Below are 24,294 nucleotides of genomic sequence, written 5' to 3'. Positions count from 1 at the left end.
TACGGGGGCCTTACTCTCCGTAGGGCACCCAGATGTTTTTCACTTCGGTCGCAGCCTGCAGGAAGCGGCGCGAATGGTCCACGCTCCAGTCAAATGCCGTCGCGTTATTGACCCAAGTCCGCTTCAGATTTCCGGCCGAGACGACCTCGATATCTTTAGACAGATCGGTGGACGAGAACGACCAGACCGCATCCACGTTCAGATGCGAGGCCAGCGGCTTTGCCAGCTCTGCGTGGCTGCCGGTCAGGATGTTGACCACACCGGCTGGCACGTCCGAGGTTTCTAGGATCTGGTAAAAATCCGTTGCTGCCAGCGGGTAGGGCTCACTTGCCGCCAGAACCACCCGGTTGCCCATCGCAATCGCTGGCGCCATGGTCGAAACTAGACCCAACAGGGGTGCTTCATCCGCACACAGGGTGCCGATCACGCCAACCGGCTCTTTCATGGCAATGGCGACGCCCCGGATCGGAACACCATGTACTTGACCATCATACTTGTCCGCCCAAGCGGCGGCGGTGAACAGTCGCTGGATCGAGGCCTCAACCTCTTTCGCGCCTTCTTTCTTACCGATCATCGCATCAATACGAGCAGCGAACTCGCCCGCACGTGCCGAGAGGTTTTCACCGATGTAATACAGGATCTGAGCCCGCAGATGGCCGGTGGTCTTGGACCAGCCTTTTGCACCCGCTGCAGCCTCAACCGCGTTGCGCACGTCCTTACGGTTGGCCAGACCCACATGGCCAAGTAGGCCGGATTTGCCCCAGACGGGTTTCGAATAGCCGCCATCGGGCCGCGCCTGCTTACCGCCGACATACATCTTGGCGGTGCGGTCAATAGGATCGACTGGAGCGCCTTCGCCCATTGCCGCCTCAATCTTCGTCAGCGGTTTGGCCTTGGCTTTGGGCTTGGTATAAGCCGTCAGCCCTTCCCAACCGCCTTCACGGCCAAAGCCGCTTTCGCGTACACCGCCGAACCCGGCAGCAGCGTCGAACAGGTTAGTTGCGTTCACCCAGACCACGCCCGCAACCAGATTGGGCGCGATATCCAACGCGAGGTTTACGTTCTCGGTCCAAACAGTCGCGGCCAGCCCGTAGCGGGTGTTGTTGGCCAACTCGACCGCTTCTTCCGGGGTGCGGAAGGTCGAAGAAACCAGAACCGGGCCAAAGATTTCTTCCTGCATCAGCGGATCGGAGGTTTCGAGCCCAGAGATCAGCGTTGGTGGATAGTAGCAGCCATTCGAGGGCAGCTCACAGGCCGCCTGATGCACGTGACCCGCAGTGTTGCTCTCGACCATTCCTTTAATGGTTTGCAACTGAACCGGGTCCACAACCGCGCCCACATCGATGCACTTGTCCAGCGGATCACCAATACGCAGATTGTCCATCCGGGCACGCAATTTGTCGTGGAAGCGATCAGCGATACCCTCCTGCACCAGAAGGCGCGAGCCCGCACAGCAGACCTGGCCCTGGTTGAACCAGATCGCGTCGACCAAGCCTTCGATCGCTGAATCAATATCGGCGTCGTCAAAGACGATGTAGGCGGACTTGCCGCCCAGTTCCAACGTCAGTTCCTTGCCAGAGCCAGCGGTCGCTTCACGGATGCGACGGCCCACGACGGTCGAGCCGGTAAAGGCGATTTTGTCGACGTCCGAAGACACAATCATCTCACCAACGGCACCATCACCTGTGACGATGTTGACCACGCCTTTCGGCAACCCGGCCTGCATGCAGATGTCGGCAAACAGCAGCGCGGTCAGCGAGGTGTACTCGGCCGGCTTCAGAACCACCGTGTTGCCCATTGCGATTGCAGGCGCGATCTTCCACGCCAGCATCAGCAGCGGGAAGTTCCACGGGATGATCTGGCCGCAAACACCCAGTGCTTCGGCATCTGGCAATTCACTTTCCATCAACTGCGCCATGCCGGCGTGATAGTAGAAATGCCGCTGTGCCAGGGGGATGTCGATGTCGCGGGATTCTCGGATCGGCTTACCGTTGTCGAGGCTTTCGAGCACAGCAAACAAACGCGAGTGCTTCTGCAGCAGGCGCGCAATCGCGTAGAGGTAGCGCGCACGACCGGCACCGCCCAGCTTCTCCCATTTCGGCTGCGCTTTGCGCGCTGCAGAAACGGCGGCGTCTACGTCAGCCTGCTTGGCTTGTGTCAGCTTGGCCAGCACCTCTCCGGTTGCTGGGTTGCGGCTGTCGAACCCTTTGCCGGGTTTGGTAAACGCGCCATCGATGTAGTGGCCGAACTTGTCGCCCTGATCGACCAGCCAGGCCAGTGCCTCGGCTGCGCTTTCGGGGGCAGGGCCGTAGTCCATGGTCTCGAAAATCTCTTTGACTGTCATTGTTTTTGTCCTCAGCCCATGGAGTGACGGTAACCGGCAGAGTAAGCGCCGGTGACATAGTGTTCCAACTGCCGCTCAATGTCGCCCAGCAGTGATGAGGCACCAAAGCGAAACAGGTCCGGCTCCAGCCAGCGGTCGCCCAGCTCGTCCTTGATCAGCGACAGATAGACCAGCGCATCCTTGGCCTTCGAAATCCCACCCGCAGGCTTGTAGCCTACGCGATAGCCGGTGCGGTCATAATAGTCGCGAATGGCTCGGATCATTACCAACGACACAGGCAAGGTGGCGTTGACGCTTTCTTTGCCGGTCGAGGTCTTGATGAAGTCTGCCCCTGCCATCATGCACACCAGCGAGGCACGGGCGACGTTGCGCAGGCTGCCCAGCTCTCCGGTCGCCAAAATGGCTTTGACATGTGCGTCGCTGCAGGCGACGCGGAAGGCCTTCATCTCATCATACAGGGCCTGCCAGTCGCCAGACAGCACATGACGGCGCGAGATGACGATGTCGATCTCCTCCGCTCCGGCCTTCACGCTTTCTTCGATCTCTGCAACACGCAGATGAAACGGAGAGAGCCCGGCCGGGAAGCCAGTGGATACCGCCGCAACCGGAATACCAGTGCCTTCCAATGCGTCCACAGCCGTTTCGATCATGTCATGGTAGACACACACCGCTCCGGTTGTGATCGGCGGCATGTCCAGCGCCTGCAGAACTGAAGACGCGACAGGCTGACGAGCCTTTGCGCACAGGCGACGAACCCGCCCAACCGTGTCATCGCCCGATAGCGTGGTCAGGTCGATCATTGTGATCGCCTTGAGCAGCCATGCGGCCTGGTATTCTTTTTTCACCGACCGCCGACCGGGCAGCGTCGCTGCGCGGCGCTCGATGGCCGAAGTGTTGGCCTGCACGGCCCGCACCCAATCCAGATCCAGATCCATTCCTGGGTTCCGGGGCTCGGTCACTTGCGGCAGATGCGGGGTGCGCACGGTGCTTTCTGAGCTCTGCGTTTCCATTATTCCGTCCTTTTGGAGGTTCGCGTCAAAATCGCATGGGTCGCAGCGAAAGGGAAGGTGTGCCAGCGTCGTAAGGGGCAAATTTTTGACCAAATGGACAAATATAGTCGTTTTCTTGCGAGTAATTCGCATTTGCATTGACTTAGTTGCGAATGGTTCTCATATTTTGACTTAACAGGATAACCGTTCGGAGTCTGAAATGATTCGTCGATCGCTACTTACGGCATTGGCTCTCGTGCTTGTGTGGCCCGTCGCCGCAATCGCTCAAGCGCCGCTGAAAGTCGTCGCCACCACCGGCATGATTGCAGACGCTGCGCGCCAGGTCGGCGGTGAACAGGTCGACGTGAAGGGCTTGATGGGACCCGGTGTCGACCCTCACGCCTATCGCCAGACCCGCACCGATATTGTTGCGATGACCCGCGCTGATCTGGTGCTGTGGCACGGCCTCTATCTAGAGGCTCAGATGGAAGGTTTCTTTGACGATCTGGGCCGCAAGCGGACAGTGGTTGCCGTGGCGGATGGCATCGACACATCGAAACTGCGCGCCCATGACGATTACGCTGACAAATTTGACCCGCATGTCTGGATGAGCCCGGTTCTGTGGCGCGATGTCGTGATCGAAGTGCAGGAAGCTCTGACCGAAGCCCGGCCCGAAGCGGCAGATAAGTTCGCAGCCAACGCACAAGTTTTTCTGGCCGAGATCGATCTGCTGGCCGCCTATGGCAAGCAGGTTTTGGCGGCCGTTCCCGAAAACAACCGCGTGTTGGTGACTGCGCATGATGCATTTGGCTATTTCGGTGATGAATATGGCTATGAGGTGCTGGGTATTCAGGGCATCTCAACCCAATCCGAGGCAGGGTTGAACCGGATCGGTGAATTGGTCGAAACTCTGGTAGAGCGTCAGCTGAACGCCGTGTTTGTGGAGAGTTCCGTTTCAGATCGGTCTATGCGTGCCTTGATCGAGGGTGCTTCGGCCGAAGGTCACAAAGTGGGCGTCGGCGGAGAGCTTTATTCCGACGCCATGGGCGAGCCGGGCACTTATGAGGGCACCTATATCGGTATGCTCGATCACAACATTACCGTGATTGCCGGCGCGTTGGGGGCGGATGTGCCCGAGCGCGGCATGAACGGAAAACTGTCGGCGGGGTTTTGAGCCATGATTGAACTCGCCACAGTTCAAGGGGTTTCTATCGAAGGGCAGGACATTGATCTCTGTCCTCTCGCCATACGGGGTTTGACCGTCTCGTACGGTCAGAAGCCAGCGGTTTTCTCGGTCGATATGACGGTGCAGCCCGGCGCCATGACGGCGATTATCGGGCCAAATGGGGCTGGCAAATCAACCTTGCTAAAGGCTGCTTTGGGGATCGTGTCTCCGTTGTCGGGTCAGGTGACCGTGTTTGGTCAGCCGCTCGAGGACCAGCGGGCACGCATCGCCTATGTACCACAGCGCGCCAGCGTGGACTGGGATTTCCCGACGCGCGTGATTGATGTGGTGCTGATGGGCTTGTCGCGTCAATTGGGCCTGCTGGGTCGGGTTCGTGCCCGCCATACCGCCCGTGCCATGGACTGTCTGCACCGTGTCGGTATGCGGGAATTTGCCGACCGTCAGATCGGGCAGCTTTCTGGTGGTCAGCAACAGAGGGTCTTTCTTGCGCGCGCATTGGCACAGGATGCCGACATGTATTTGTTGGACGAACCTTTTGCAGGCGTGGACGCCGCGACTGAAAAGGCGATCATCGCCGTGCTGAAATCGTTGAAAGAGGCTGGCAAGACCGTTGTTGTAGTGCATCACGACCTGGCCACGGTCACCGACTATTTCGACCATGTGTTCCTGATCAACACCCGCAAAGTGGCCGAGGGACCGGTGGAGCAGGCCTTTACCGCTGAAACGCTGCAGGCCGCTTATGGCGGACGTCTTGCAACGGCTCAAATCGATCAGATTTCGCGCGCGCTGGGGTAGTCATGCTTTGGGAGGCTTTGACGTTACAGCTTGGCTATAACGCCACGCTGGTTGCTATTGGTGCGACGTTACTGGGCGTTTCAGCAGGTGTGACGGGCACGTTCTTATTCCTGCGTAAACGCGCGCTGGTTAGCGATGCCATCAGCCACGCGACCCTACCGGGCGTTTGCCTTGCCTTCATGGTGCTGGTGGCTTTCGGTGGTGATGGGCGTAACTTGATCGGACTGCTTGCAGGTTCGGCAATATCCGCATGGGTTGGTTTGCTCTGTATGAACTGGCTGACCAGTCGCACACGTTTGGCAGAAGATGCAGCGATCGGCGCAGTGTTATCGGTGTTCTTCGGTTTTGGTGTCGTACTGCTGACGGTTATTCAAACCATGGGGGTTGGACGCCAGGCAGGATTGGAAGGATTCTTGCTGGGTTCTACTGCGGGGATGCTGTGGGCGGATGCTCTGGTCATCGCGATCGGGGGCGCGGCAACTTTGGTGCTGGTGATGATCATCCGCCGCCCGATGACGATGGTCGCCTTCGATCCTGAATATGCCGCTGCGCGCGGGTTGCCCGTGCATCGGATTGATCTGGCGATGATGGGGCTCGTGATGGCGGTGACCGTGGTCGGGTTAAAGATCGTTGGTCTGATCCTGATTGTTGCTCTGCTGATCATCCCGCCTGTGACAGCGCGGTTCTGGACGGAGCGATCCGACCGCGTGGTCGTTCTGGCCGGTTTGGCCGGAGGTCTTGCAGGGTTTCTGGGGGCAGGTATTTCGGCCTCGGCTCCGAACCTGCCGACCGGACCGATCATCGTTCTGGTCAGTTTTGGGTTCTTTGCCCTGTCGCTCCTGTTCGCGCCGGTTCGGGGCGTGTTGGCAGCTATTCTCAGCCACCTTCGGTTCCAGCGTCGAGTGCACATTCGGCAGGGACTGCTTGCACTGGCGCAGGGGCAGCAAATCTATGAACCCCTAACCATTCGCCTGTTACGCCGCACCGGCCTTGTGCGCGCCGATGGAGTTGCAACGGAGGAAGGGAGGGCGCGTGCGGCCAAGGCCCTACGAGACGAAAAGCGGTGGGAGATCGTCCGCGCGGATCAGGCGCATGAGGCCTCTGCGGCGCTGTACGATGGGCTGCGCGATATCGAGACCGTGCTGACTCGCGATCAGATCGCCGAGATTGATCGTCGTATCGGCGGCCCGCAGGAGGTCACGCCATGAGCGGAGAAGAGTTCGTACCCCTGTCGCTGACGCCTTTGTTGATTGGGACATTCGCGGCCATCGCATGCGCTCTGCCCGGTAACTTTCTGGTGCTGCGCAAGCAAGCGCTGATTGGCGACGCGATCAGCCATGTGGTGTTGCCCGGTATTGTCGTCGCGTTTCTGCTGACAGGCGCAATTTCAACCTGGCCGATGATGCTTGGCGCAGCAGGGGCTGCTGTGGTCGCCGTGGTTATGATCGAAGCGATCCGGCGATTGGGTCAGATCGAGCCGGGGGCAGCGATGGGTGTCGTATTCACGACCATGTTCGCCGGTGGTGTCCTACTGCTTGAGCAGACTGACACTTCGACCGTCCATTTGGACGTTGAACATGCGCTTTACGGCAATCTGGAAAGCTTGATCTGGCTGGATGCAACGGACTGGTCGTCGCTGCTGGATCTACAGGCATTGGCAGGGTTGCCACCTGAATTGCCGCGCATTGCGCTGACACTGACGGGGGTCTTGCTGTTCACGTGGTTGTTCTGGCGACCGCTCAAGATATCGACCTTCGATGAAGGCTTTGCGCGCACAATTGGTATCCGCACTGGTGCGTTAGGGATGGCTCTGGTGATCATAGCTGCGATTGCTGCTGTCGCGGCATTTGATGCAGTGGGGTCGATCATCGTGATTGCAATGTTCATCTGCCCGCCAGCTGCGGCACGGATGATGACCAACCGGTTGGAAGTCCAGATCGTCTGGAGTGTCCTGTTCGCAACCCTTTCCGCCGTGTCCGGTTATGTTTTGGCAGGCTATGGCCCATTGTGGTTGGGGGCTGCGGATGCTGTCAGCGCCGCAGGAATGATCGCCACGATATCAGGCCTGATTCTGGCGCTGACCGCTGCTTTTGGCCCATGCCGAACCCGCAGCGGAGCGCCCAGTCAGGCTTGACTTGGCGTATTCACGCCAACGCCCATCACGCAGTTTCGGCTGAACTTCGCCAAGTGGAAACAATCACGAATTCTTAACAAGATTTATTCCATTTTCGGTGATACCAAACTTTCAATTGGAAACCACAAGACCACCACTCACTCTGGTATATCCGGCCAGTTCTGACCTTAGTCGCTACCCCCTTAACGGCGCGGTCAAACTGGCCGGATACCTCGTTTAAAGCCCGCTCTTCACAATTCAAACCAGTGGTCGAATCGCGTGCACATATGCTAGGTCTAGCGGTATGGTGTATGCTAACCCCAATATCAGCGACGATCGGCCGGTCATTCGACAGCTTGACGACGCAGCGATCAACCGGATTGCAGCGGGTGAAGTCGTGGAACGGCCTGCTTCTGCCGTCAAGGAACTGGTCGAAAACGCCATCGATGCCGGGGCCACACGCATCGCCATTGAGGTCGCGGATGGCGGCAAGACCCTGATTCGTGTCACAGATGATGGGTGTGGGATCGCAGCCGGGGATTTGCCACTGGCGCTGTCGCGCCATGCGACATCGAAGATCGACGGCGCCGACCTGTTGAATATCCACACCTTTGGATTTCGCGGTGAAGCACTGCCCTCGCTGGGGGCTGTCGGGCGTTTGACCATCACCAGCCGTGTCTCGGGTGCTGATGCGGCCTCGATCCAAGTGTCCGGTGGCAAAATGGATGCAGTGAAGCCAGCAGCCTTGCGCGCTGGGACTGTGGTTGAGTTGCGAGACCTGTTTTACGCCACCCCGGCACGGCTGAAGTTCATGCGCACGGACCGGGCCGAGGCGCAGGCGATTTCAGACATTGTGAAACGTTTGGCGATGGCCGAGCCTTCGGTCGCGTTCACCCTGCGCGATGTCTCGGGCGGGGGAGAGGGGCGCGTGACCTTCCGCGCCGACCGCGAGAATGGCGATCTGTTTGATGCGCTGCATGCCCGATTGGCGCGCGTTCTTGGCCGTGAGTTCGCTGAGAATGCTTTGCAGATCGATACCACACGCGAAGGGCTCAGGCTTTATGGCTATGCCGCGTTGCCGACCTATTCGCGCGGGGCTGCAGTGGCGCAGTATCTGTTCGTCAATGGGCGACCCGTGCGGGACAAGATGCTGACCGGTGCGCTGCGAGCGGCCTATTTCGATTTCCTCAGCCGCGACCGGCATCCGGCGGCGGCGCTGTTCATAGATTGCGATCCAACGTTGGTGGATGTGAATGTACATCCGGCAAAATCCGAGGTTCGGTTCCGCGATCCCGGCCTCGCGCGTGGCTTGATCGTGTCCAGCCTGCGTCACGCGTTGGCCGAGGCCGGGCACCGGGCATCTTCGACCGTGGCCAACGCAACCTTGGGTGCGATGCGGCCCGAGCTCGCACCTGCAACCCCGGCGCGGGTGTATCAAATGGATCGCCCGTCATCCGCGGCGCGTCAGGCGGCCTATCGGGCGCAGTCTCCGGGCTTTGCGGAACTGTCGCAGGACTATAGCGGACGCATCATGGAACCGGTGTCCGAAACTGCACCGGTGGATGAGCCGCAAGACCTGCCCTTGGGGGCGGCGCGCGGGCAGGTGCACGAGAATTACATCATCGCCCAAACGGCAGACGGCATGGTGATCGTGGATCAACACGCCGCACATGAACGGCTGGTTTACGAAAAGCTCAAGGCTCAGATGGCCGAAAATGGCGTTGCTGCACAAGCGTTGTTGATCCCTGAAATTGTCGAACTAACAGACGGCGACTGCGCGCGACTGATGGCCGTTGCAGAGGACCTGTCGCGCTTTGGATTGACCATCGAACCCTTTGGTGGCGGGGCAATCGCCGTGCGCGAAACTCCGGCCATTCTTGGCGAGGTCGATGCCCGCGCGATGATCCACGATATCCTTGATGAGCTCTCCGATCAGGGCGAAAGCCAGATGGTGCAAGCGCGGATCGAGGCGATCCTGAGCCGCGTGGCCTGCCATGGCTCGGTTCGGTCTGGCCGTCGGATGCGGGCCGAAGAGATGAATGCCCTGCTGCGTGAGATGGAGGCGACGCCCCATTCCGGGCAGTGCAACCACGGGCGGCCAACTTATGTGGAACTGAAGCTGAGCGATATCGAACGCCTGTTCGGCCGCAGTTGATCCGCTGGCCCGCTCGGGCTATGAAGAATAAAACAAGAACATCCGAGGCGATATGATCGAGATTGCTGGCACCCAATATGCGTTGAATGACCCTATCATCCTGATTGCAGGCGGGGTGGTGGTATTGATTCTGCTGCTTCTGTTTCTGTCACTTCGAGCGTCACAGCGTTCAGCTCGGATGGCGGAGCCGCTGGCCCGGCAGATGGCGCACCTTGGGCAGCATGTGCAGCAACTGGGCCAGGGGCAGGAACAACTGCGGGGTGGCCTACAGCATGTCTCGGACACGCAGGCCAATGCGCAGGTGCAGGTGATCCAGACCGTTGAATCTCGCCTGTCATCGGTGCAACAGCAGATGAATGACCGGCTGGCCGATAACGCGATGAAATCGGCACGCGCCCTGGCTGAGATGCAGGAGCGGATGAAGGAATCGCTGCATGGTTCGTCGAAACAGACGGCGACCTCGCTGACGCAATTGCAGGAACGTCTGACGGCCATCGACAAGGCGCAGGACAATATCACCAAGCTTTCAGGCGACGTGCTGTCATTGCAGGATATTCTGTCGAACAAGCAGACGCGCGGGGCATTCGGGGAAATCCAGCTGAACGATATCGTTTCAAAGGCGCTGCCATCAGATAGTTTTCAGCTGCAGGCCACGTTATCGAACGGACGGCGCGCTGATTGCCTGATCAACCTGCCGAACCCTCCCGGACCGATCGTGATCGACAGTAAGTTCCCGCTGGAAGCCTATGAGGCGCTGATCGGATCGACCAACGACATGGAGCTGAAAGCAGCGGTACAGATGTTCCGCAGTACCGTGCGCAAGCACATCAACGATATTGCCGAGAAGTACATTCTGGACGGTGAAACTGCAGATGGTGCGCTGATGTTTCTACCCTCTGAGGCAGTCTATGCCGAGCTGCACGCCAAGTTCCCTGAATTGGTGCAAGAGAGTTTCTCGAAACGCGTTTGGATCGTTTCACCCACAACTTGCATGGCGACGCTGAACACCATGCGGGCGATCCTTAAAGATGCGCGTATGCGCGAACAGGCCGGTGCGATCCGCAAGGAATTGGGGCTGCTGCATAAGGATGTGGAACGTTTAGGCGACCGGGTGTCGAACCTCGACCGTCATTTCGGGCAGGCTGCAAAGGATATCTCGGAAATCAAGATCAGCGCGGAAAAGGCGGGTCGCCGGGCGCAACGGTTGGACAATTTCGATTTCGAAGAGCTTGCGCCGGATGACCAAACAAACGTCGTGCCGCTGGGCAAAACCGAAGGGTAAGCGTTATTGGATCGACAGGTCCAAATTGTAACCAACCGTCTTGCCTGTGTCGCGATCGTTACCCATCAGATAAACACGTATGGTGTAGTCGCCATCATCGGGAAGCTCGATCCGGGCGGTATTTCCATCGATTGAGCCGTTGTAAATTGCGACGCCGTCGCTATCCGGCGGCAAGATGTTAAAGTAGATCACGCCGTTGCCATTGGTGTCACTGACCTTAAGGTCGGCGAACATCTCCTGCCCAGCCTTGGCTCCGAGTTTATAGTCGAAATATTCCTCGCCGGTGACAGTACCGTTCACCATCGTGCCGAAACTGCCCGGTTGGAATTTAACGTCTGCGGACATCTGTGCGGAAACGCTGGCTCCAAAAGTCAGCAAAAGCGCTGTGACTGCCATCCTTAAGAACATTGAAAACCCCGATTTAGTTAGCGTCGATAGACAACCCTACCACAACGGATCAGATTCGAAGGAATGGCTGGAACAGGCGCGGCATCAGCTTGCTGAACTTCAGTGGAGCATCAGTGACGGCCAGGCAAATGCAGTCTTCAGAAATATCTGCCGTAGGGGTATGATGGATAGACTGGTCAGCGATTTCGACATCGCCGCGGTCGAAGCGGTCGATCTCGTCAGAGAATGCACCCTGCAGGACCATCGTCAGTTCTATGCCTTTATGGCTGTGATCCGGCACCGCTGCCCCGGCGGGGATAAACAACAACCGGGCGGTGGCTTCGCTGGTCGTGGGCAGGATTGCCTGTTTGACACCCATGCCGACGGGCTTCCATTTGATCGCGTTCACGTCGCCACCGACATAGTCCTGCAGCGGTGTCGGAAGAACTGCACAAGACGGGTGCGCGGGTTTCACCTTTGGTGCGCCCTGAGCAATCAATGCCATTGTTGCCGCCAGTGAGCCGTCACTCATGCTTGCTGACGCATCTTGTTCCTGCAAAACGCATCCGCCAACTGCGTCAAAGCTTTCAGCGCGGGCGCGACAGTGGTCGCACAGAGAAAGATGCGTTGCGACCATCAGGTCAAACGCTTCGGGCAGATTGCCTGCGGCATAGGCCATTAGCAGGTCGTCTGTCAGGTGATGTTTAATCTCGTTTATCATGCTCGTCATCTCAGTTCATCGCGTGGCGCAAGCGGTCCAGCGCCAGCCGTATCCGTGATTTGATCGTTCCCAAGGGCAACCCGGTCTGAGATGCGATTTCTCGATGGCTCAGATCTCCGAAGTAGGCCTTCTCGATCAGCTGTCTTTGCGCCTCAGGTAATGCCGCCATGGCATCACGCAGCTGCGCGGTTTCCTGTTGCAGCGCTAGAACGTCTTCCTGTTCCGGCTCCGCCTCCGGCCCCCACCCGAGGTCTTCGGGTTCTGGGCGGCGTTGCTTGCGCAATACGTCAATGCGCTTGTTCCTTGCGATCGTGAACACCCAGGTCGCAACCGTTGCCCTTGTCGGGTCAAACAGATGCGCCTTGTGCCACAAGGTCGCCATGACCTCCTGCGCGCATTCTTCAGCCAGGGCGGCATCCGAACCGGACTTGATCAGGAACGCCTTGATACGAGGCGCGAAATGCTGAAACAGTTCGGCGAAGGCCGCCTGATCCTGAGCGTCTCGGATTCGACGGACGTGTTCCACCCAATCCTTTCTGGCGCCACAAGTATTATTCTCTCCGTTCACCGAGTTGCCCTTAAAACGCTTAGGTCCGCGCCAAACAATTCTTCCAACAGCTTCTGCCGCCGGTTCGTCCAATGTCGCGGTGTCAGTCTCGGTAAACATAACCACAATACGTGGGGACACCCAAGGTGGATCAGTCGGTTGGATAAATTTCATCCAAAACCGGCTGAATATCGTATTGTGAGATACCAGATATGCGGAAATGCATGTCAATTGAATGATTTGCGGGCAGGACGGAAAATCTGTTTCATGAACAGAATTGATTATATCGCGGGCCATACCTTTCACGGGCGCAAAGGTGCGGTCGAGAATGCGTTTCGCTATTCCGTCGATTACATCTTGCTAGACCCCGAGGCCCACCCCAAGACCCCATACCTGTTTTCGATCAATGGCGCGAACCTGACAAGCTGGCGAGATTGCGATCATGGGGGTGAACCTGGTCAGGGTCGCGGGGGGATCTGGCTGCGTGAGTGCTTTGAGGCGCAAGATATTCCACAACCGGACAGGATGACCTTGCTGACACAACCCCGTGTGTTAGGGCATGTGTTCAATCCGGTCAGTTTCTGGTTCTGTTTTGATAAAGATAACCAGCTTTATGCTGTGGTGGCCGAGGTGACCAACACTTATGGCACACGCCATAGCTACTTGTGCCACAAACCCGATCTTTCACCGATTGCACCTACCGATCGGATACTTGCGGACAAGCTGATGCATGTCTCTCCGTTTCAGAAGATCGAGGGCACCTATACCTTCCGCTTTGACTATCAGGACGAACGTGTTGGTGTCTGGATCGATTATGGGCGTGCCCGAGGCGGTTTGATTGCCACGCTGACCGGTCCGCGCCAGCCGTACAGCAACCGGATCATTCTAAAGTCTCTCTGGCGGCGTCCGTTCGGCGCGCGCCGGGCGGTGTTTCTGATCCACTGGCAGGCTGTGAAGCTGTGGTTCAAACGGGCGCGGTTCAGCCCGTTTCGTACCGCGCCGGTTCCCGATCAGCCTGTATCCCGGTCGCGGCACTAAAGCCCTCCGCTTTGCGCAAGATCAAAGACGATCACCTGTGGGATCGTGCAGAAATGCCTGGACCGCGAACACGAGGAGTTGAGACAGATGTTGGAAATCTCGGCAAGAAAGATCGCCCAAGTCGCCATGATGGGGCGTGAACTGGACCGGGCCGAGGGCGAATTGCGCGCATTCATCGACCGTATGGGTGAGGATGAGCAAGCAGAGCTGGTGGCCGTCATGTGGATCGGTCGAGAAAGCTTTTTTGCCGAGGATTTGGCCGAAGCGATTGCGACGGCTAAGTCCGAAGCCTCGACGCCTTGCGCGGATTATCTGATCGGAACACCGCATTTGTCGGACCATCTGGAAAACGGTTTGGATGCGCTGGGAATTTCAGCCGAGGACGTTGAAAACGATCTGATGTAGTCGGTGATCTGGCGACGGGTCAGCTTATCCTAGCGTATGAAGCAAAATTAATGCGGCCTTCCGTCGGGGTTAATGTCGAGTTCTTTGATCAGGTTCATCAAACACAGCGATGAATCTAGGAGGAACCGTCATGGCACATGTCAATGCAACCGGAGCAGATCATCGGGATCTGCTTTTTGGCCAACTTGTGAACCAAACAGTGCCAAAGTCAGGATGGCAGCGCCGCAAGGTCTACAAGAACACGATCCGGGCGCTTGAAGAACTCAGCGATCGTCAGCTTTTTGATATCGGCATTCCGCGTGGTGAGATCAGGCGGCGCGTATATCGAAACGTCTATCAGAACATACCCTATCTGAACGGCGTTTAAGCCTTTCCGGCGCTGTACGGATATCGGTCCATTGTAAATTTTGCTGAGGTAACGAGTATGCTGGATGCCAACCCAATCCCGAAACAAACCCCTTCAAAAAGCGCATTGATGCTGTTTGACCGGGCGATGAGAATACACGCGATCAGGGCGGATATCGTTTGTGCCGCCCAGGAACTGAACCGGCTTTCTGATTCCGATCTGTCAGAACTGGGCATCAATCGCTGTGATGTTGAAGCGGTGATTGCGCAATACATCTGACGATAGCGGGTTAAGCCGCATTAAGAACGCAGCCGCTCCGAAGGTACCGGAGCGGCTGTTTGTGATTTAGGCCGTGTGGTCCACGATCTGCAGGTGCTGTGCCAGCGTGTCGATCTCGCGCATCCAGTCCTGCACCAGCTTCGGGTCGCTGGGTGCAGCGTGAACTCCTGCGGGAATAGCGCGGTTCAGCACGGCCTCGACGGCCAGTGAAACCGGGATCGAAACCAGCCGCGCCATCGCCGTCCCGCGCGCGTCGCCCCAGGCATCCATGACATAGGTTTTGTGCCAAACTTCAACGCCGTCTTTATCCGCCTTCAGGCCCACACATAAAACCACGCGGTCAGGCTCGCCCTCGTCATAGGCGTTCTCGGCCCAGAACTGATCCGACATCTCTTTCAAGCGCGCATCGCCTTCGGGGCCGGACAGCGTTTCGATTTCGGTGAACACATCCGACCACGCCTCAGCCCAGCCGTTCAGGCGCAGGGTGCCACGGACAAATTCCTTGACCGGCCAGTGATCCTCGAACTGGTACTCGGCCTTGAAGGGGATCGAGTCGCGGTTCGGGTAGACTTCGAAGCTTTCCGGAGTGGGCAGCGGTGCGATGTAGCTGGTGATCGCGTCCCAAGGTCGGGCGACATCCAGCGGCGCGTAGTCCCGGATTGACTTGGAAGGAGAGCGCAGCGCCTTGAGCACACCCAGAGGTGACCAGCTGAATTTGTAGCGGAACGGGTTGGGATTCTTGGGAACGCCTCCGCAATAAGAGATAAAGCTCAGGTGGTTTTGCGGATCAAACGCGTCCGAGGCGCGGTAATCGGCAACCAGAGCGTGCGCCATCAGATGGTCGATGCCCGGGTCCAACCCAACTTCGTTAACCAGTGCAACCCCGGCCTCGCGGGCCTTGTCGTCCAGCGCGCGCATCTCAGGTGCGATATATGAGGAAGAGACAAAGTTGGCTTCTTTCGAGATTGCCAATTCTGCCAAAGGTACATGCCAGTCACCAGGCAGCATCGATACGATGACGTCACCTTTTCCCAGCACCTCACCCAATGCATCGATGTCGAAGGCGCGGATGTCGTCGGTGAGGTCACCGACCTCTGTCTTGGCCTTCTCAATGGTCCGGTTCCAGACAGTGACTTTGTGCCCGCCTTCAATAAGACGGCGCAGGCCGGGGATGGCCGACAGGCCGGTGCCGCACCAGTGAATCGTCATCGCTCAGATCCCTTCAATATGAGTTTTGTAAGTTGCTTCTGCCCGGCCCCAGACGCCGCTATCCAGATCGGTGAGGGTCAACAACGACGGAAGTAATTGCGCCGCGTAGTCTTCGGAACTTTCGACAGGCAGCATCGACGGCAGGTTGTCGATCGCCATAACATCCATCACCGGATCGGTGGCCACGCGCAAGGCGGGGGCATCCCATGTGGTCGCGCGGTCATAGACCGGCACTGGGTTGTAATCGCTATCCGGGTCGCAGGCCACATCGCCGATAGCTGTAAGGTTCCGCGAGGTGGTCAGCGCTGACCGTGGGACAAAGACCGGTGTGCCGGGACGAGCGAAGATACAGTTCAGGAACAGGTCGTGGTCGAGGATTTCTGGGAATGGTCCGCCGCGGGCGGTTTCAGCCATGTCCCATTTGGTAACGCTGACGCCCATTGCCTCGCAGAGATCAGCCGCGCCTGTGCCAACACGGCCCAACGCACCGATGACGATGGCGCGGGGACGGTCGGCGCCGGTGGAGTCCAGCTCAGCCAGCAATTCGGCATTCAACGTGTCTTTGTTCTTATAAACACCAACCGGCGGGCATTCTTCATTTCGTTGCTGGGCCGCCCATGTCTTGAGCGTCACGGCAGCCCCCGCGTATCCAGCCCAATAGCCGAAAGCGGCAACCCGGCGGCCGTTTTCCTCGACCAGATACTCCAGATCATAAAGTGTGCCGCCGCCAGCCTTGAACCGCTGCAAAAGCGCGCGTCCTGAATGTTGCCCCTTATAGGCATGGCCGAACATGATATGGCGGTGGGGCAGGGGCGTGCCGTCCTCGGGCAGCTCCTTGAGGCCAAAGATGATCGCGTCCAGCGGGGCATTGGGCCAGGAATTCTCAGCCGCGATTTCACAGCCCGCGTCCTTGTAGCCATCAATTGCGATGGCGCGGACGGAACTTTCCTCGACCGTCACGCGGATGCCTGCCGCGATCAACGCGGCAGTGCCTTCGGGGGTCAGCCCGACCCGTTCCTCGTTCGGGCGCTGTTCTGCCCGGACCCAGAGATGTGTCATTCCAATTCCTTTTGTCAGAGCATACCGGCAGCGCGTACCGCCTGTACCGAGGGACGCGCCTCCATCGCTTCGCGGAAGGCGATGATCTTTGGAAAGGCCGAGACGTCAACACCGTCGCCCTCCAGCCAGCTGCAAACCACGTACAGGTACGCGTCGGCCAGCGAGAACGCCTCGCCCAAAACAAACGGCCCACGCAACCCGTTCGACGAGATATATGCGCAGGACCCAGTCATGTTTTGCGCGACTTTGTCCTTCATGTCTTTCCAGCTGGATTTCTTGTCTGCCCAACGGGGCCCGCGCATCTTGTGGGCATGGTTCACATGCATGGTCGAGGCGAGATAAAACATCACCTCTCGCATCCGCGCCGCCATAACCGGATCTGATGGCACCAATCCCGCCTCGGGCGCTTTAGCGGCAATGTATTCCAGCAACGCTCCGGTTTCGGTCAGAATGCCGCCATCCACAACCAGTGCCGGGACCCGACCTTTTGGATTGATCTGCTTATAGGCGGGTTTGGTTTGCTCACCTCCGGCAAAGTCCAGTTGGATGGCCTCATACTCAAGCCCGGCCTCTTCCAGCGCAATTGCCACGGCGACCGAGATTGTGCGGGGGGCATAATAAAGTTGCATTGTAGCCTCCTTACAGATGGGTCTGCGCGAACTGACGGTCTGGCGCTTCCAGATGGGGCACTGCGTTGAACAGAACCGGACTTAGCTGCGCGCCAATCGGGTGCAGACGATGCATCGACGTGTTCATGATGGCAAGCGCCACCCGCGCCATCGATGGGATATCCAAGCCCATCGCCTGCCGCACCACCATCGAGATCAGCCCGCCCGAGGTTACGACAATTGCCGGACCGCCTTCGGTACCTATCTCTCGCAGAGCGTCGCGAACGCGAGTCTCGAACTCTTCAAAGGTTTCCGGCGTATCTTCGATCTCGCCCCGGGACCATGCGGCAAAGGTGCGGGGCAAGTGCTCGACAAAGCCTTCGCGGTCGGTTGGTATTTCAACCCCGTGCTGCTGTTGGAACAACTGGGCAAGGGTGAAATACTCGATCTCATTCAGCCGCGCATCCCGAGTTGGCTGCGGCAGCCCCATGCTGGCCGCAGTTTCCACGTGCCGGTTGAGTGTGCCGCAATAAACCCGAGGGTAATGCAGGCGGGTATCGCGCAGATGCGCGCCCAGCCAACGGGCCTGTTGGTGACCCAGTTCGCTCAGCCGGTCATAGCTCAGCTCATCCCGTGCGGTTGTGTTGGCCTGCCCGTGGCGCACTAATGTGATATGTGACATGATGATCCCTCTTGCGTTGACGTCTTAGGGCAGGTTCGGGGCCGGGACCAGAGGGCTTTCACGCGGGCCCGAAAAAACTCCTATATCAGGCGAAGTTTACCGCTATGGTCACCCCGACAAGGAGGACCCATGGCTGTCGATCACACACGGTTTCTGACCGATCTACACACGCTGCGTTCATTCGGGGCTTCGGGCGTCGTCAAGGGCGTCGTCCGCCCCGCCTATTCCAAAGCTGATATCGCCGCGCGCCAGTGGCTCGCCGGGCGCATGACCGAGGCTGGCCTGACTCCGCATGTCGACCCGGTTGGAAACCTGTTCGGGTTGGCTGATGGACCCTCGCTGCTGATGGGCTCGCATTCCGACAGCCAGCCCGAGGGCGGTTGGCTGGACGGAGCGCTGGGCGTCATTGCGGCACTGGAAATCGCGCGCTCCAGTGACCGACCCATCTCGGTCGTCAGTTTTCAGGACGAAGAGGGGCGGTTCGGCGTCACCACCGGATCGGCGGTCTGGTCAGGTGGATTATCTTTGGAACAGGCGGACGTGCTGACTGATGGCTCAGGCGTCACCTTTGGCAGCGCGCGGGCTGAAATGGCAAAGAAGTCGCAAGGCTTTGTTGATCCTGCTCGGTTTAGCGGTTTCATCGAAATGCACATCGAACAGGGCCCGGCACTGGATGCAGCCGGTGAACAGATCGGCGTTGTCACCGATATCGTCGGCATCCGCGATATGGCCATCACCTTCCAAGGCCAGCAAAACCACGCCGGAACCACGCCAATGCATTTGCGACGTGATGCGTTTCAGGCCCTGTCGCTGTTTAACGCGCGTCTCAACGACCGGTTCCGTAATGTGGTCACGCCGCAAACCGTCTGGACCATCGGGCGTGTTGATGTTCACCCCAATGCGTCCTCTATCGTGCCGGGACGGGTGCGGTTTTCGATGCAATGGCGCGACGGCGATCCTGAGCGTCTGGTGCGTATGGAAGACATCATTCGCGCGACCGCACAGCAGATTGCCGAAGAGCAGGGCGTAACACTAACCTACGGCCCGATGCTGGGGTTAGAGCCCGTCAGCATGGACCCGGTTTTGCGCGGTGCGCTGGAAAGCGGCGCGCAGGCCATTGCGCCTGGGCGTTGGCGCAATATGCCATCCGGAGCGCTCCACGATGCCACCAATGTCTCGCGCCTGATGCCGGTTGCGATGCTCTTTGTCCCGTCGATTGACGGAATCAGCCACGATTTTGCCGAAGACACAGCCGAAGAGGATTTGGTTGCAGGTCTCAGGGTGCTTGATCGCGCAGTCCATTCCCTTGAGGAATGAAGGTAAGTTGAAGACCATTTCACGATTTTCCACGCTAAACCAAGTTACTATCGGGGATGTCCACCAGCTATGGGTGGGTGCTCGGCACAGTTTTACTGACTCCGAACAAGGAGTGTTGCCTAACGGAAAAAAGTTTCCTATAGGAACATTATTGATGCATGCACCCGTATACTGTTCTGCCGTGATCGAGGCGATCTGCTGAAATCCTGGGCTGAATCGTTGCAATCTGTGCAGCTTGGGTCAGACTGACAGGAACGTTTCTGGGTAACTGATACAAAGCAGGTGGCCACCATGACTTCATCCTTAAAACGCACGCCTCTTTACGCTTTGCATGTTGAGTTGGGGGGTAAGTTGGTTGATTTTGCGGGTTGGGAGATGCCTGTTCAGTATCCTTTGGGGATTATGGGGGAGCATAAGCAGTGCCGTGAGAAGGCGGCGGTGTTTGATGTGAGCCATATGGGTCAGGTGATTTTGCGGGGCGAGAATGTGGGCGAGAAGCTGGAAGCGCTTTGCCCGCAGGCCTATGCGACGCTGAAGGAAGGCAAGGCGCGGTACGGGTTCTTTACGAACGCAGAAGGCGGGATCATGGATGACCTGATCGTGTCGAATGCGGGCGATCATTACTTTGTGGTGGTGAACGCGGCGCTGCGGCATCAGGACATTCCGCATATGCGTGAGCACCTTGAAGGCGTTGAAGTGATCGAGATTTTCGACCGCGCGCTGGTGGCGGTTCAGGGCCCTGCGGCGGAAAACGTTGTGGGCGAACTGTGCCCCGCCGCGCGTGATCTAAAGTTCATGGAAACCACGGTTGCCGATATCAACGGTGTTGAGTGCCGTATCTCGCGGCTGGGCTATACCGGCGAGGATGGCTACGAGATCTCGATCCCCGAGGACAAGGCGATCGAGATCACCAAAGCCTTTCTGGCGCATGAGGATTGCGAGCCGGCCGGTCTGGGCGCGCGCGACAGCCTGCGGCTGGAGGCAGGTCTGTGCCTTTATGGCAATGACATCGACCAAGGCACCTCACCGATTGAGGCCTCGCTGGCTTGGGCGATCCAGAAACGCCGCAAGGAAGAGGGCGGCTTTCCGGGGGCGGACCGCGTGCAGAAGGAACTGGCCGAAGGTCCCGCGCGCAAGCTGGTGGGCATCAAGCCCGAAGGCCGTGCGCCTGCGCGTCAGGGCGTGGAAGTGCAGTGCCTTGAGGGCAACAGCATCGGTCAGATCACCTCGGGCGTGTTTGGCCCCACGGTGGGTGGACCGGTGGCGATGGGCTATGTGAGCAAAGGCCATGGCGAGCCGGGCGAGAAGGTGAACCTGATCATCCGGGGCAAGCCGCAACCGGCTGAGATCGTGGCGCTGCCCTTCGTCAAACAGAATTACAAGCGTTGAAGTCAGGAGAGAGAGACATGGCAACCTATTATTCCGAAGAGCATGAATGGCTGAGCGTTGACGGCGACACCGCCACGCTGGGCATCACCAAACACGCCGCCGAGCAATTGGGTGACGTGGTGTTCGTGGAACAGCAGGAAGCAGGCGACGAGTTCGAAAAAGGCGGCGAGATCGGCGTGATTGAATCCGTCAAGGCGGCGTCCGAGCTTTACGCACCGGTCGACGGCGAGATCACCGAGGTGAACGAGGCGCTGGCCGACAATCCCGGCGCGCTGAACGAAGACCCCGAAGGCGAGGCCTGGATCTACAAGATCAAGATCGCGGACGCCTCGCAGCTCGAAGACCTGATGGACGAGGCCGGCTACAAGGCCTTCATCGGTTAACTCAGGCGGCGGGTCCGTGCGCGGACCCGCCCCTTCATCTGTTTCCAAATACTTCCGCCGGAGGCTCCTGCCGTCTCCGCCGGGCCTGACCTATCCTTGAGGAGCGCACACATGGCCTTCAAACTGACCGATTACGAAGCCTATGACTTCGCCAACCGCCGCCATATCGGGCCCAGCCCGACCGAGATGCGCGACATGCTCAAGGTGATCGGCTTCAAGACGCTGGACGAGCTGATCGACGCCACCGTCCCGCCGGCGATCCGGCAGAAAGAGCCGCTGGACTGGGGTCCGGCGATGACCGAGCGCGATGCGCTCTTTCACATGAAAGAGGTGGCGAGCAAGAACAAGGTTCTGACCTCGCTGATCGGTCAGGGCTATTATGGCACCACCACGCCGGCGCCGATCCTGCGCAACATTCTGGAAAACCCGGCCTGGTACACGGCCTACACGCCTTATCAGCCCGAGATCAGCCAGGGCCGACTTGAGGCGCTCCTGAACTTCCAGACCATGGTCAGCGACCTGACCGGGCTGGACGTGGCCAACGCGTCCTTGCTGGACGAAGCGACTGCTGCGGCGGAAGCCATGGCGATGGCCAAGCGCGGTGGCCGGTCCAAGGCCAACAATGCAGCCTTCTTTGTCGACAAGAACTGCCACCCGCAGACCATCGCGGTGATTAAAACGCGCGCCGAGCCTCTGGGCATCGAGGTGCAGGTGGCTGATCCGGACACGCTGGATGCGGGCGCGGTCTTTGGCGCCATCTTCCAGTACCCCGGCACCCATGGCCATGTGCGCGACTTCACCGCCGAGATTGCGGCCCTGCATGAACACAAGGCGATTGCCATCGTCGCCGCCGATATCCTGTCGCTGGCGCTGCTGAAGTCGCCCGGCGAGATGGGCGCGGATATCGCCATCGGCTCGACCCAGCGCTTTGGTGTGCCGATGGGCTATGGTGGCCCGCACGCCGCGTATATGGCGACCACCGACAAGCTGAAGCGCTCGATGCCGGGCCGGATCATCGGTGTCAGCATCGACAGCCGGGGCAACAAGGCTTACCGCCTGGCACTGCAGACCCGCGAACAGCACATCCGGCGTGAGAAAGCCAACTCGAACGTCTGCACCGCGCAGGCGCTGCTGGCGGTGATTGCCTCGATGTATGCCGTGTATCACGGCCCCGACGGCATCAAGGCCATCGCGCAATCGGTGCACCGCAAGACCTCGCGTATGGCTGCCGGTCTGGAAGAGGCAGGCTTTGCTGTGGAGCCGGAAGTGTTCTTCGACACGATCACGGTTGAGGTTGGCCATCTGCAGAAAACGGTCATGGAGGCCGCTGTGGCCCGGGGCGTCAACCTGCGTAAGGTCGGCGACACGAAAGTGGGCATCAGCCTGGACGAACAGACCCGCCCCGAGACCATCGAGGCGGTCTGGGGGGCCTTTGGCATCGACCGCAAGGATGACAGCTCGAACGTGGCCTATCGCCTGCCGGATTACGCGCTGCGCGAAAGCGAGTACCTGACCCACCCGATCTTCCACAAGAACCGGGCCGAGGCCGAGATCACGCGCTACATGCGCCGTCTGGCCGACCGCGACCTGGCGCTGGACCGGGCGATGATCCCGCTGGGCTCGTGCACCATGAAGCTGAACGCCACGATCGAGATGATCCCGGTCACCTGGCCCGAGTTCGGCAACCTGCACCCGTTCTGCCCCGAAGATCAGGCGCAGGGCTATCATGAGATGATCGATGATCTGAACGACAAGCTGTGCCAGATCACCGGCTATGACGCGATCAGCCAGCAGCCCAACTCGGGCGCGCAGGGTGAGTACGCAGGCCTCTTGACCATCCGCAACTATCACTTCGCCCGGGGCGAAGGGCAGCGCAATGTCTGCCTGATCCCGACCTCGGCGCATGGGACCAACCCGGCCTCGGCGCAGATGGTGGGCTGGCAGGTTGTGCCGGTGCAGGCGGATGAGAATGGCAACATTGATCTGAATGACTTCCGCGCCAAGGCTGAAAAGCACTCCGATCATCTGGCCGCCTGCATGATCACCTACCCCTCGACCCATGGCGTGTTCGAGACCACCGTGCAGGAGGTCTGCCAGATCACCCATGATCACGGCGGTCAGGTCTATATCGACGGCGCCAACATGAACGCCATGGTCGGCCTGTCGCGTCCCGGAGACATCGGCGGTGACGTCAGCCACCTGAACCTGCACAAGACCTTCTGCATCCCCCATGGCGGCGGCGGCCCCGGCATGGGTCCGATCGGCGTCAAGGCGCATCTGACCGAGCATCTGCCCGGCCACCCGGAATACGGCACTGCCGTGGGTCCGGTCTCGGCGGCGCCCTTTGGGTCGCCCTCGATCCTGCCGGTTAGCTGGGCTTATGTGCTGCTGATGGGCGGCGCGGGTCTGACCCAGGCCACGAAAGTGGCGATCCTGAACGCTAACTACATCGCGGCGCGGCTCAAGGATGCCTACCCGATCCTCTACACCTCGGAAACGGGTCGTGTGGCGCATGAATGCATCCTCGACACCCGCCCGCTGGACGAAGCGGCCCATGTCAGCGTCGATGACATTGCCAAGCGTCTGGTGGACAGCGGCTTCCACGCGCCCACCATGTCCTGGCCGGTGGCCGGCACCCTGATGGTCGAGCCCACGGAATCGGAACCCATGGACGAGCTGGACCGCTTCTGCGACGCCATGCTGTCCATCCGCTCCGAGGCACAGGACATCATCGACGGCAAGATCGACGCGGAAAACAACCCGCTGAAAAACGCTCCCCACACGGTGCGCGATCTGGTCGGCGACTGGGACCGTCCCTACACCCGTGAACAGGCCTGCTTCCCCCCAGGCTCCATGGGCGTCGACAAATACTGGTCCCCCGTCAACCGCGTCGACAACGCATACGGCGACAGAAACCTAATCTGCACATGCCCGCCAATGACCGAATACATGGACGCAGCAGAATAAACCTCAATCAATAAACCCCCGCCAACTGGCGGGGGTTTCAATCCGAGTTCGGGAACGATTGCTCGCGGCCGAAGCACTAGAGAAGGTGGAGGA

23 protein-coding genes are annotated in these 24,294 nt (G+C 59.1%); 14 read left to right on the top strand and 9 right to left on the bottom strand.

All coding sequences use genetic code 11. The features are described from left to right. Window positions 1-10: 10 nt before the first annotated feature. Window positions 11-2,344, bottom strand: coding sequence for an aldehyde dehydrogenase family protein (locus ACR0L9_RS11465; protein WP_480895699.1), 2,334 nt, complete (start codon window positions 2,342-2,344; stop codon window positions 11-13). An 11-nt stretch (window positions 2,345-2,355) separates the two neighbouring features. Next, window positions 2,356-3,354, bottom strand: a complete 999-nt coding sequence (deoC, locus tag ACR0L9_RS11460) for a deoxyribose-phosphate aldolase (RefSeq protein WP_480751126.1) — start codon at window positions 3,352-3,354, stop codon at window positions 2,356-2,358. A gap of 199 nt (window positions 3,355-3,553) precedes the next feature. Here deoC and ACR0L9_RS11455 point away from each other — a divergent pair, with 199 nt between their 5' ends. The 6 genes from ACR0L9_RS11455 to ACR0L9_RS11430 all read left to right on the top strand — a co-directional run bounded on the left by ACR0L9_RS11455 (window position 3,554) and on the right by ACR0L9_RS11430 (window position 10,864). Then, a complete protein-coding gene (locus ACR0L9_RS11455) occupies window positions 3,554-4,507 on the top strand; it encodes a metal ABC transporter solute-binding protein, Zn/Mn family (protein WP_170513915.1) in 954 nt (317 codons plus the stop codon). A gap of 3 nt (window positions 4,508-4,510) precedes the next feature. Beyond that, a complete protein-coding gene (locus tag ACR0L9_RS11450; RefSeq protein ID WP_170426192.1) occupies window positions 4,511-5,314 on the top strand; it encodes a metal ABC transporter ATP-binding protein in 804 nt (267 codons plus the stop codon). Between the two features lie 2 nt (window positions 5,315-5,316). Further along, window positions 5,317-6,522, top strand: coding sequence for a metal ABC transporter permease (locus tag ACR0L9_RS11445; protein ID WP_480895698.1), 1,206 nt, complete (start codon window positions 5,317-5,319; stop codon window positions 6,520-6,522). Next, window positions 6,519-7,448 carry a metal ABC transporter permease gene (locus ACR0L9_RS11440; RefSeq protein ID WP_170426196.1) on the top strand — a complete coding sequence of 310 codons (930 nt, stop codon included), beginning with the start codon at window positions 6,519-6,521 and terminating at the stop codon, window positions 7,446-7,448. The genes ACR0L9_RS11445 and ACR0L9_RS11440 overlap by 4 nt, the downstream gene beginning before the upstream one ends. 283 nt (window positions 7,449-7,731) lie before the next feature. Beyond that, window positions 7,732-9,582, top strand: coding sequence for a DNA mismatch repair endonuclease MutL (mutL, locus tag ACR0L9_RS11435; RefSeq protein ID WP_480895697.1), 1,851 nt, complete (start codon window positions 7,732-7,734; stop codon window positions 9,580-9,582). Between the two features lie 52 nt (window positions 9,583-9,634). Further along, window positions 9,635-10,864 (top strand): DNA recombination protein RmuC, encoded by a 1,230-nt coding sequence (locus tag ACR0L9_RS11430; protein WP_480895696.1) that lies wholly within the window; start codon window positions 9,635-9,637, stop codon window positions 10,862-10,864. 3 nt (window positions 10,865-10,867) lie between these two features. Here the strand turns inward: ACR0L9_RS11430 and ACR0L9_RS11425 are convergent, their stop codons facing one another. The 3 genes from ACR0L9_RS11425 to ACR0L9_RS11415 form a co-directional block, all read right to left on the bottom strand. After that, on the bottom strand, window positions 10,868-11,209 hold the full coding sequence (locus ACR0L9_RS11425; RefSeq protein WP_480895695.1) for a hypothetical protein: 342 nt from the start codon (window positions 11,207-11,209) through the stop codon (window positions 10,868-10,870). Window positions 11,210-11,321: 112 nt separating this feature from the next. Then, window positions 11,322-11,972, bottom strand: a complete 651-nt coding sequence (locus tag ACR0L9_RS11420; protein WP_480895694.1) for a ChrR family anti-sigma-E factor — start codon at window positions 11,970-11,972, stop codon at window positions 11,322-11,324. Window positions 11,973-11,982: 10 nt separating this feature from the next. Then, window positions 11,983-12,639: a sigma-70 family RNA polymerase sigma factor gene (locus ACR0L9_RS11415; protein WP_480895764.1), complete on the bottom strand. Its 657-nt coding sequence runs from the start codon at window positions 12,637-12,639 to the stop codon at window positions 11,983-11,985. Between the two features lie 147 nt (window positions 12,640-12,786). On the opposite strand from ACR0L9_RS11415, the gene ACR0L9_RS11410 reads away from it, so the two are divergent. From ACR0L9_RS11410 to ACR0L9_RS11395, 4 genes are all read left to right on the top strand, one after another. After that, window positions 12,787-13,557 carry a DUF1365 domain-containing protein gene (locus tag ACR0L9_RS11410; RefSeq protein WP_170566993.1) on the top strand — a complete coding sequence of 257 codons (771 nt, stop codon included), beginning with the start codon at window positions 12,787-12,789 and terminating at the stop codon, window positions 13,555-13,557. 87 nt (window positions 13,558-13,644) lie between these two features. Continuing rightward, entirely contained in the window at window positions 13,645-13,962 is a 318-nt protein-coding gene (locus ACR0L9_RS11405) for a DUF3775 domain-containing protein (protein WP_170408475.1), read from the top strand. A 130-nt stretch (window positions 13,963-14,092) separates the two neighbouring features. Next, a complete protein-coding gene (locus tag ACR0L9_RS11400; RefSeq protein WP_170394595.1) occupies window positions 14,093-14,329 on the top strand; it encodes a DUF1127 domain-containing protein in 237 nt (78 codons plus the stop codon). Window positions 14,330-14,386: 57 nt separating this feature from the next. After that, window positions 14,387-14,587, top strand: coding sequence for a DUF1127 domain-containing protein (locus ACR0L9_RS11395; protein WP_223117180.1), 201 nt, complete (start codon window positions 14,387-14,389; stop codon window positions 14,585-14,587). Between the two features lie 66 nt (window positions 14,588-14,653). Here ACR0L9_RS11395 and ACR0L9_RS11390 read toward each other — a convergent pair whose 3' ends face one another. From ACR0L9_RS11390 to ACR0L9_RS11375, 4 genes are read right to left on the bottom strand one after another with little or no spacing between them, the layout of a single operon-like run. Continuing rightward, a complete protein-coding gene (locus ACR0L9_RS11390) occupies window positions 14,654-15,796 on the bottom strand; it encodes a saccharopine dehydrogenase family protein (RefSeq protein ID WP_480895693.1) in 1,143 nt (380 codons plus the stop codon). 3 nt (window positions 15,797-15,799) lie between these two features. Then, complete coding sequence (locus ACR0L9_RS11385) at window positions 15,800-16,855, bottom strand: saccharopine dehydrogenase (protein ID WP_170598443.1); 1,056 nt, start codon at window positions 16,853-16,855, stop codon at window positions 15,800-15,802. 14 nt (window positions 16,856-16,869) lie between these two features. Then, window positions 16,870-17,484, bottom strand: coding sequence for a glutathione S-transferase family protein (locus ACR0L9_RS11380; protein WP_480895692.1), 615 nt, complete (start codon window positions 17,482-17,484; stop codon window positions 16,870-16,872). 10 nt (window positions 17,485-17,494) lie between these two features. Further along, the gene (locus tag ACR0L9_RS11375; RefSeq protein ID WP_170514965.1) at window positions 17,495-18,145 is read right to left on the bottom strand and encodes a histidine phosphatase family protein; all 651 of its coding nucleotides are present in this window, start codon (window positions 18,143-18,145) and stop codon (window positions 17,495-17,497) included. Between the two features lie 129 nt (window positions 18,146-18,274). Here ACR0L9_RS11375 and ACR0L9_RS11370 point away from each other — a divergent pair, with 129 nt between their 5' ends. From ACR0L9_RS11370 to gcvP, 4 genes are all read left to right on the top strand, one after another. After that, window positions 18,275-19,462, top strand: a complete 1,188-nt coding sequence (locus tag ACR0L9_RS11370; protein ID WP_170819224.1) for a Zn-dependent hydrolase — start codon at window positions 18,275-18,277, stop codon at window positions 19,460-19,462. 291 nt (window positions 19,463-19,753) lie between these two features. After that, window positions 19,754-20,851 carry a glycine cleavage system aminomethyltransferase GcvT gene (gcvT, locus tag ACR0L9_RS11365; RefSeq protein ID WP_480895691.1) on the top strand — a complete coding sequence of 366 codons (1,098 nt, stop codon included), beginning with the start codon at window positions 19,754-19,756 and terminating at the stop codon, window positions 20,849-20,851. Between the two features lie 17 nt (window positions 20,852-20,868). Further along, entirely contained in the window at window positions 20,869-21,234 is a 366-nt protein-coding gene (gene gcvH, locus ACR0L9_RS11360) for a glycine cleavage system protein GcvH (protein ID WP_170393732.1), read from the top strand. Window positions 21,235-21,345: 111 nt separating this feature from the next. Next, a complete protein-coding gene (gene gcvP, locus ACR0L9_RS11355; protein WP_170509015.1) occupies window positions 21,346-24,201 on the top strand; it encodes an aminomethyl-transferring glycine dehydrogenase in 2,856 nt (951 codons plus the stop codon). The last annotated feature ends 93 nt before the right edge of the window (window positions 24,202-24,294 follow it).

The organism is Ruegeria sp. I3 (assembly GCF_056532525.1).
This window is presented reverse-complemented; position numbering and strand designations above follow the sequence as displayed.

Coding starts and splice junctions, on each gene's coding strand:
- ACR0L9_RS11380 (WP_480895692.1), bottom strand. CDS start 17,484: ATGCAACTTTATTATGCCCCCCGCACAATCTCGGTCGCCGTGGCAATT.
- ACR0L9_RS11390 (WP_480895693.1), bottom strand. CDS start 15,796: ATGACGATTCACTGGTGCGGCACCGGCCTGTCGGCCATCCCCGGCCTG.
- ACR0L9_RS11425 (WP_480895695.1), bottom strand. CDS start 11,209: ATGTCCGCAGACGTTAAATTCCAACCGGGCAGTTTCGGCACGATGGTG.
- gcvT (WP_480895691.1), top strand. CDS start 19,754: ATGACTTCATCCTTAAAACGCACGCCTCTTTACGCTTTGCATGTTGAG.
- ACR0L9_RS11450 (WP_170426192.1), top strand. CDS start 4,511: ATGATTGAACTCGCCACAGTTCAAGGGGTTTCTATCGAAGGGCAGGAC.
- ACR0L9_RS11395 (WP_223117180.1), top strand. CDS start 14,387: ATGCTGGATGCCAACCCAATCCCGAAACAAACCCCTTCAAAAAGCGCA.
- ACR0L9_RS11430 (WP_480895696.1), top strand. CDS start 9,635: ATGATCGAGATTGCTGGCACCCAATATGCGTTGAATGACCCTATCATC.
- ACR0L9_RS11455 (WP_170513915.1), top strand. CDS start 3,554: ATGATTCGTCGATCGCTACTTACGGCATTGGCTCTCGTGCTTGTGTGG.
- ACR0L9_RS11445 (WP_480895698.1), top strand. CDS start 5,317: ATGCTTTGGGAGGCTTTGACGTTACAGCTTGGCTATAACGCCACGCTG.
- deoC (WP_480751126.1), bottom strand. CDS start 3,354: ATGGAAACGCAGAGCTCAGAAAGCACCGTGCGCACCCCGCATCTGCCG.
- ACR0L9_RS11400 (WP_170394595.1), top strand. CDS start 14,093: ATGGCACATGTCAATGCAACCGGAGCAGATCATCGGGATCTGCTTTTT.
- ACR0L9_RS11410 (WP_170566993.1), top strand. CDS start 12,787: ATGAACAGAATTGATTATATCGCGGGCCATACCTTTCACGGGCGCAAA.
- ACR0L9_RS11385 (WP_170598443.1), bottom strand. CDS start 16,855: ATGACACATCTCTGGGTCCGGGCAGAACAGCGCCCGAACGAGGAACGG.
- gcvH (WP_170393732.1), top strand. CDS start 20,869: ATGGCAACCTATTATTCCGAAGAGCATGAATGGCTGAGCGTTGACGGC.
- gcvP (WP_170509015.1), top strand. CDS start 21,346: ATGGCCTTCAAACTGACCGATTACGAAGCCTATGACTTCGCCAACCGC.
- mutL (WP_480895697.1), top strand. CDS start 7,732: ATGGTGTATGCTAACCCCAATATCAGCGACGATCGGCCGGTCATTCGA.
- ACR0L9_RS11405 (WP_170408475.1), top strand. CDS start 13,645: ATGTTGGAAATCTCGGCAAGAAAGATCGCCCAAGTCGCCATGATGGGG.
- ACR0L9_RS11415 (WP_480895764.1), bottom strand. CDS start 12,639: ATGTTTACCGAGACTGACACCGCGACATTGGACGAACCGGCGGCAGAA.
- ACR0L9_RS11370 (WP_170819224.1), top strand. CDS start 18,275: ATGGCTGTCGATCACACACGGTTTCTGACCGATCTACACACGCTGCGT.
- ACR0L9_RS11465 (WP_480895699.1), bottom strand. CDS start 2,344: ATGACAGTCAAAGAGATTTTCGAGACCATGGACTACGGCCCTGCCCCC.
- ACR0L9_RS11375 (WP_170514965.1), bottom strand. CDS start 18,145: ATGTCACATATCACATTAGTGCGCCACGGGCAGGCCAACACAACCGCA.
- ACR0L9_RS11440 (WP_170426196.1), top strand. CDS start 6,519: ATGAGCGGAGAAGAGTTCGTACCCCTGTCGCTGACGCCTTTGTTGATT.
- ACR0L9_RS11420 (WP_480895694.1), bottom strand. CDS start 11,972: ATGATAAACGAGATTAAACATCACCTGACAGACGACCTGCTAATGGCC.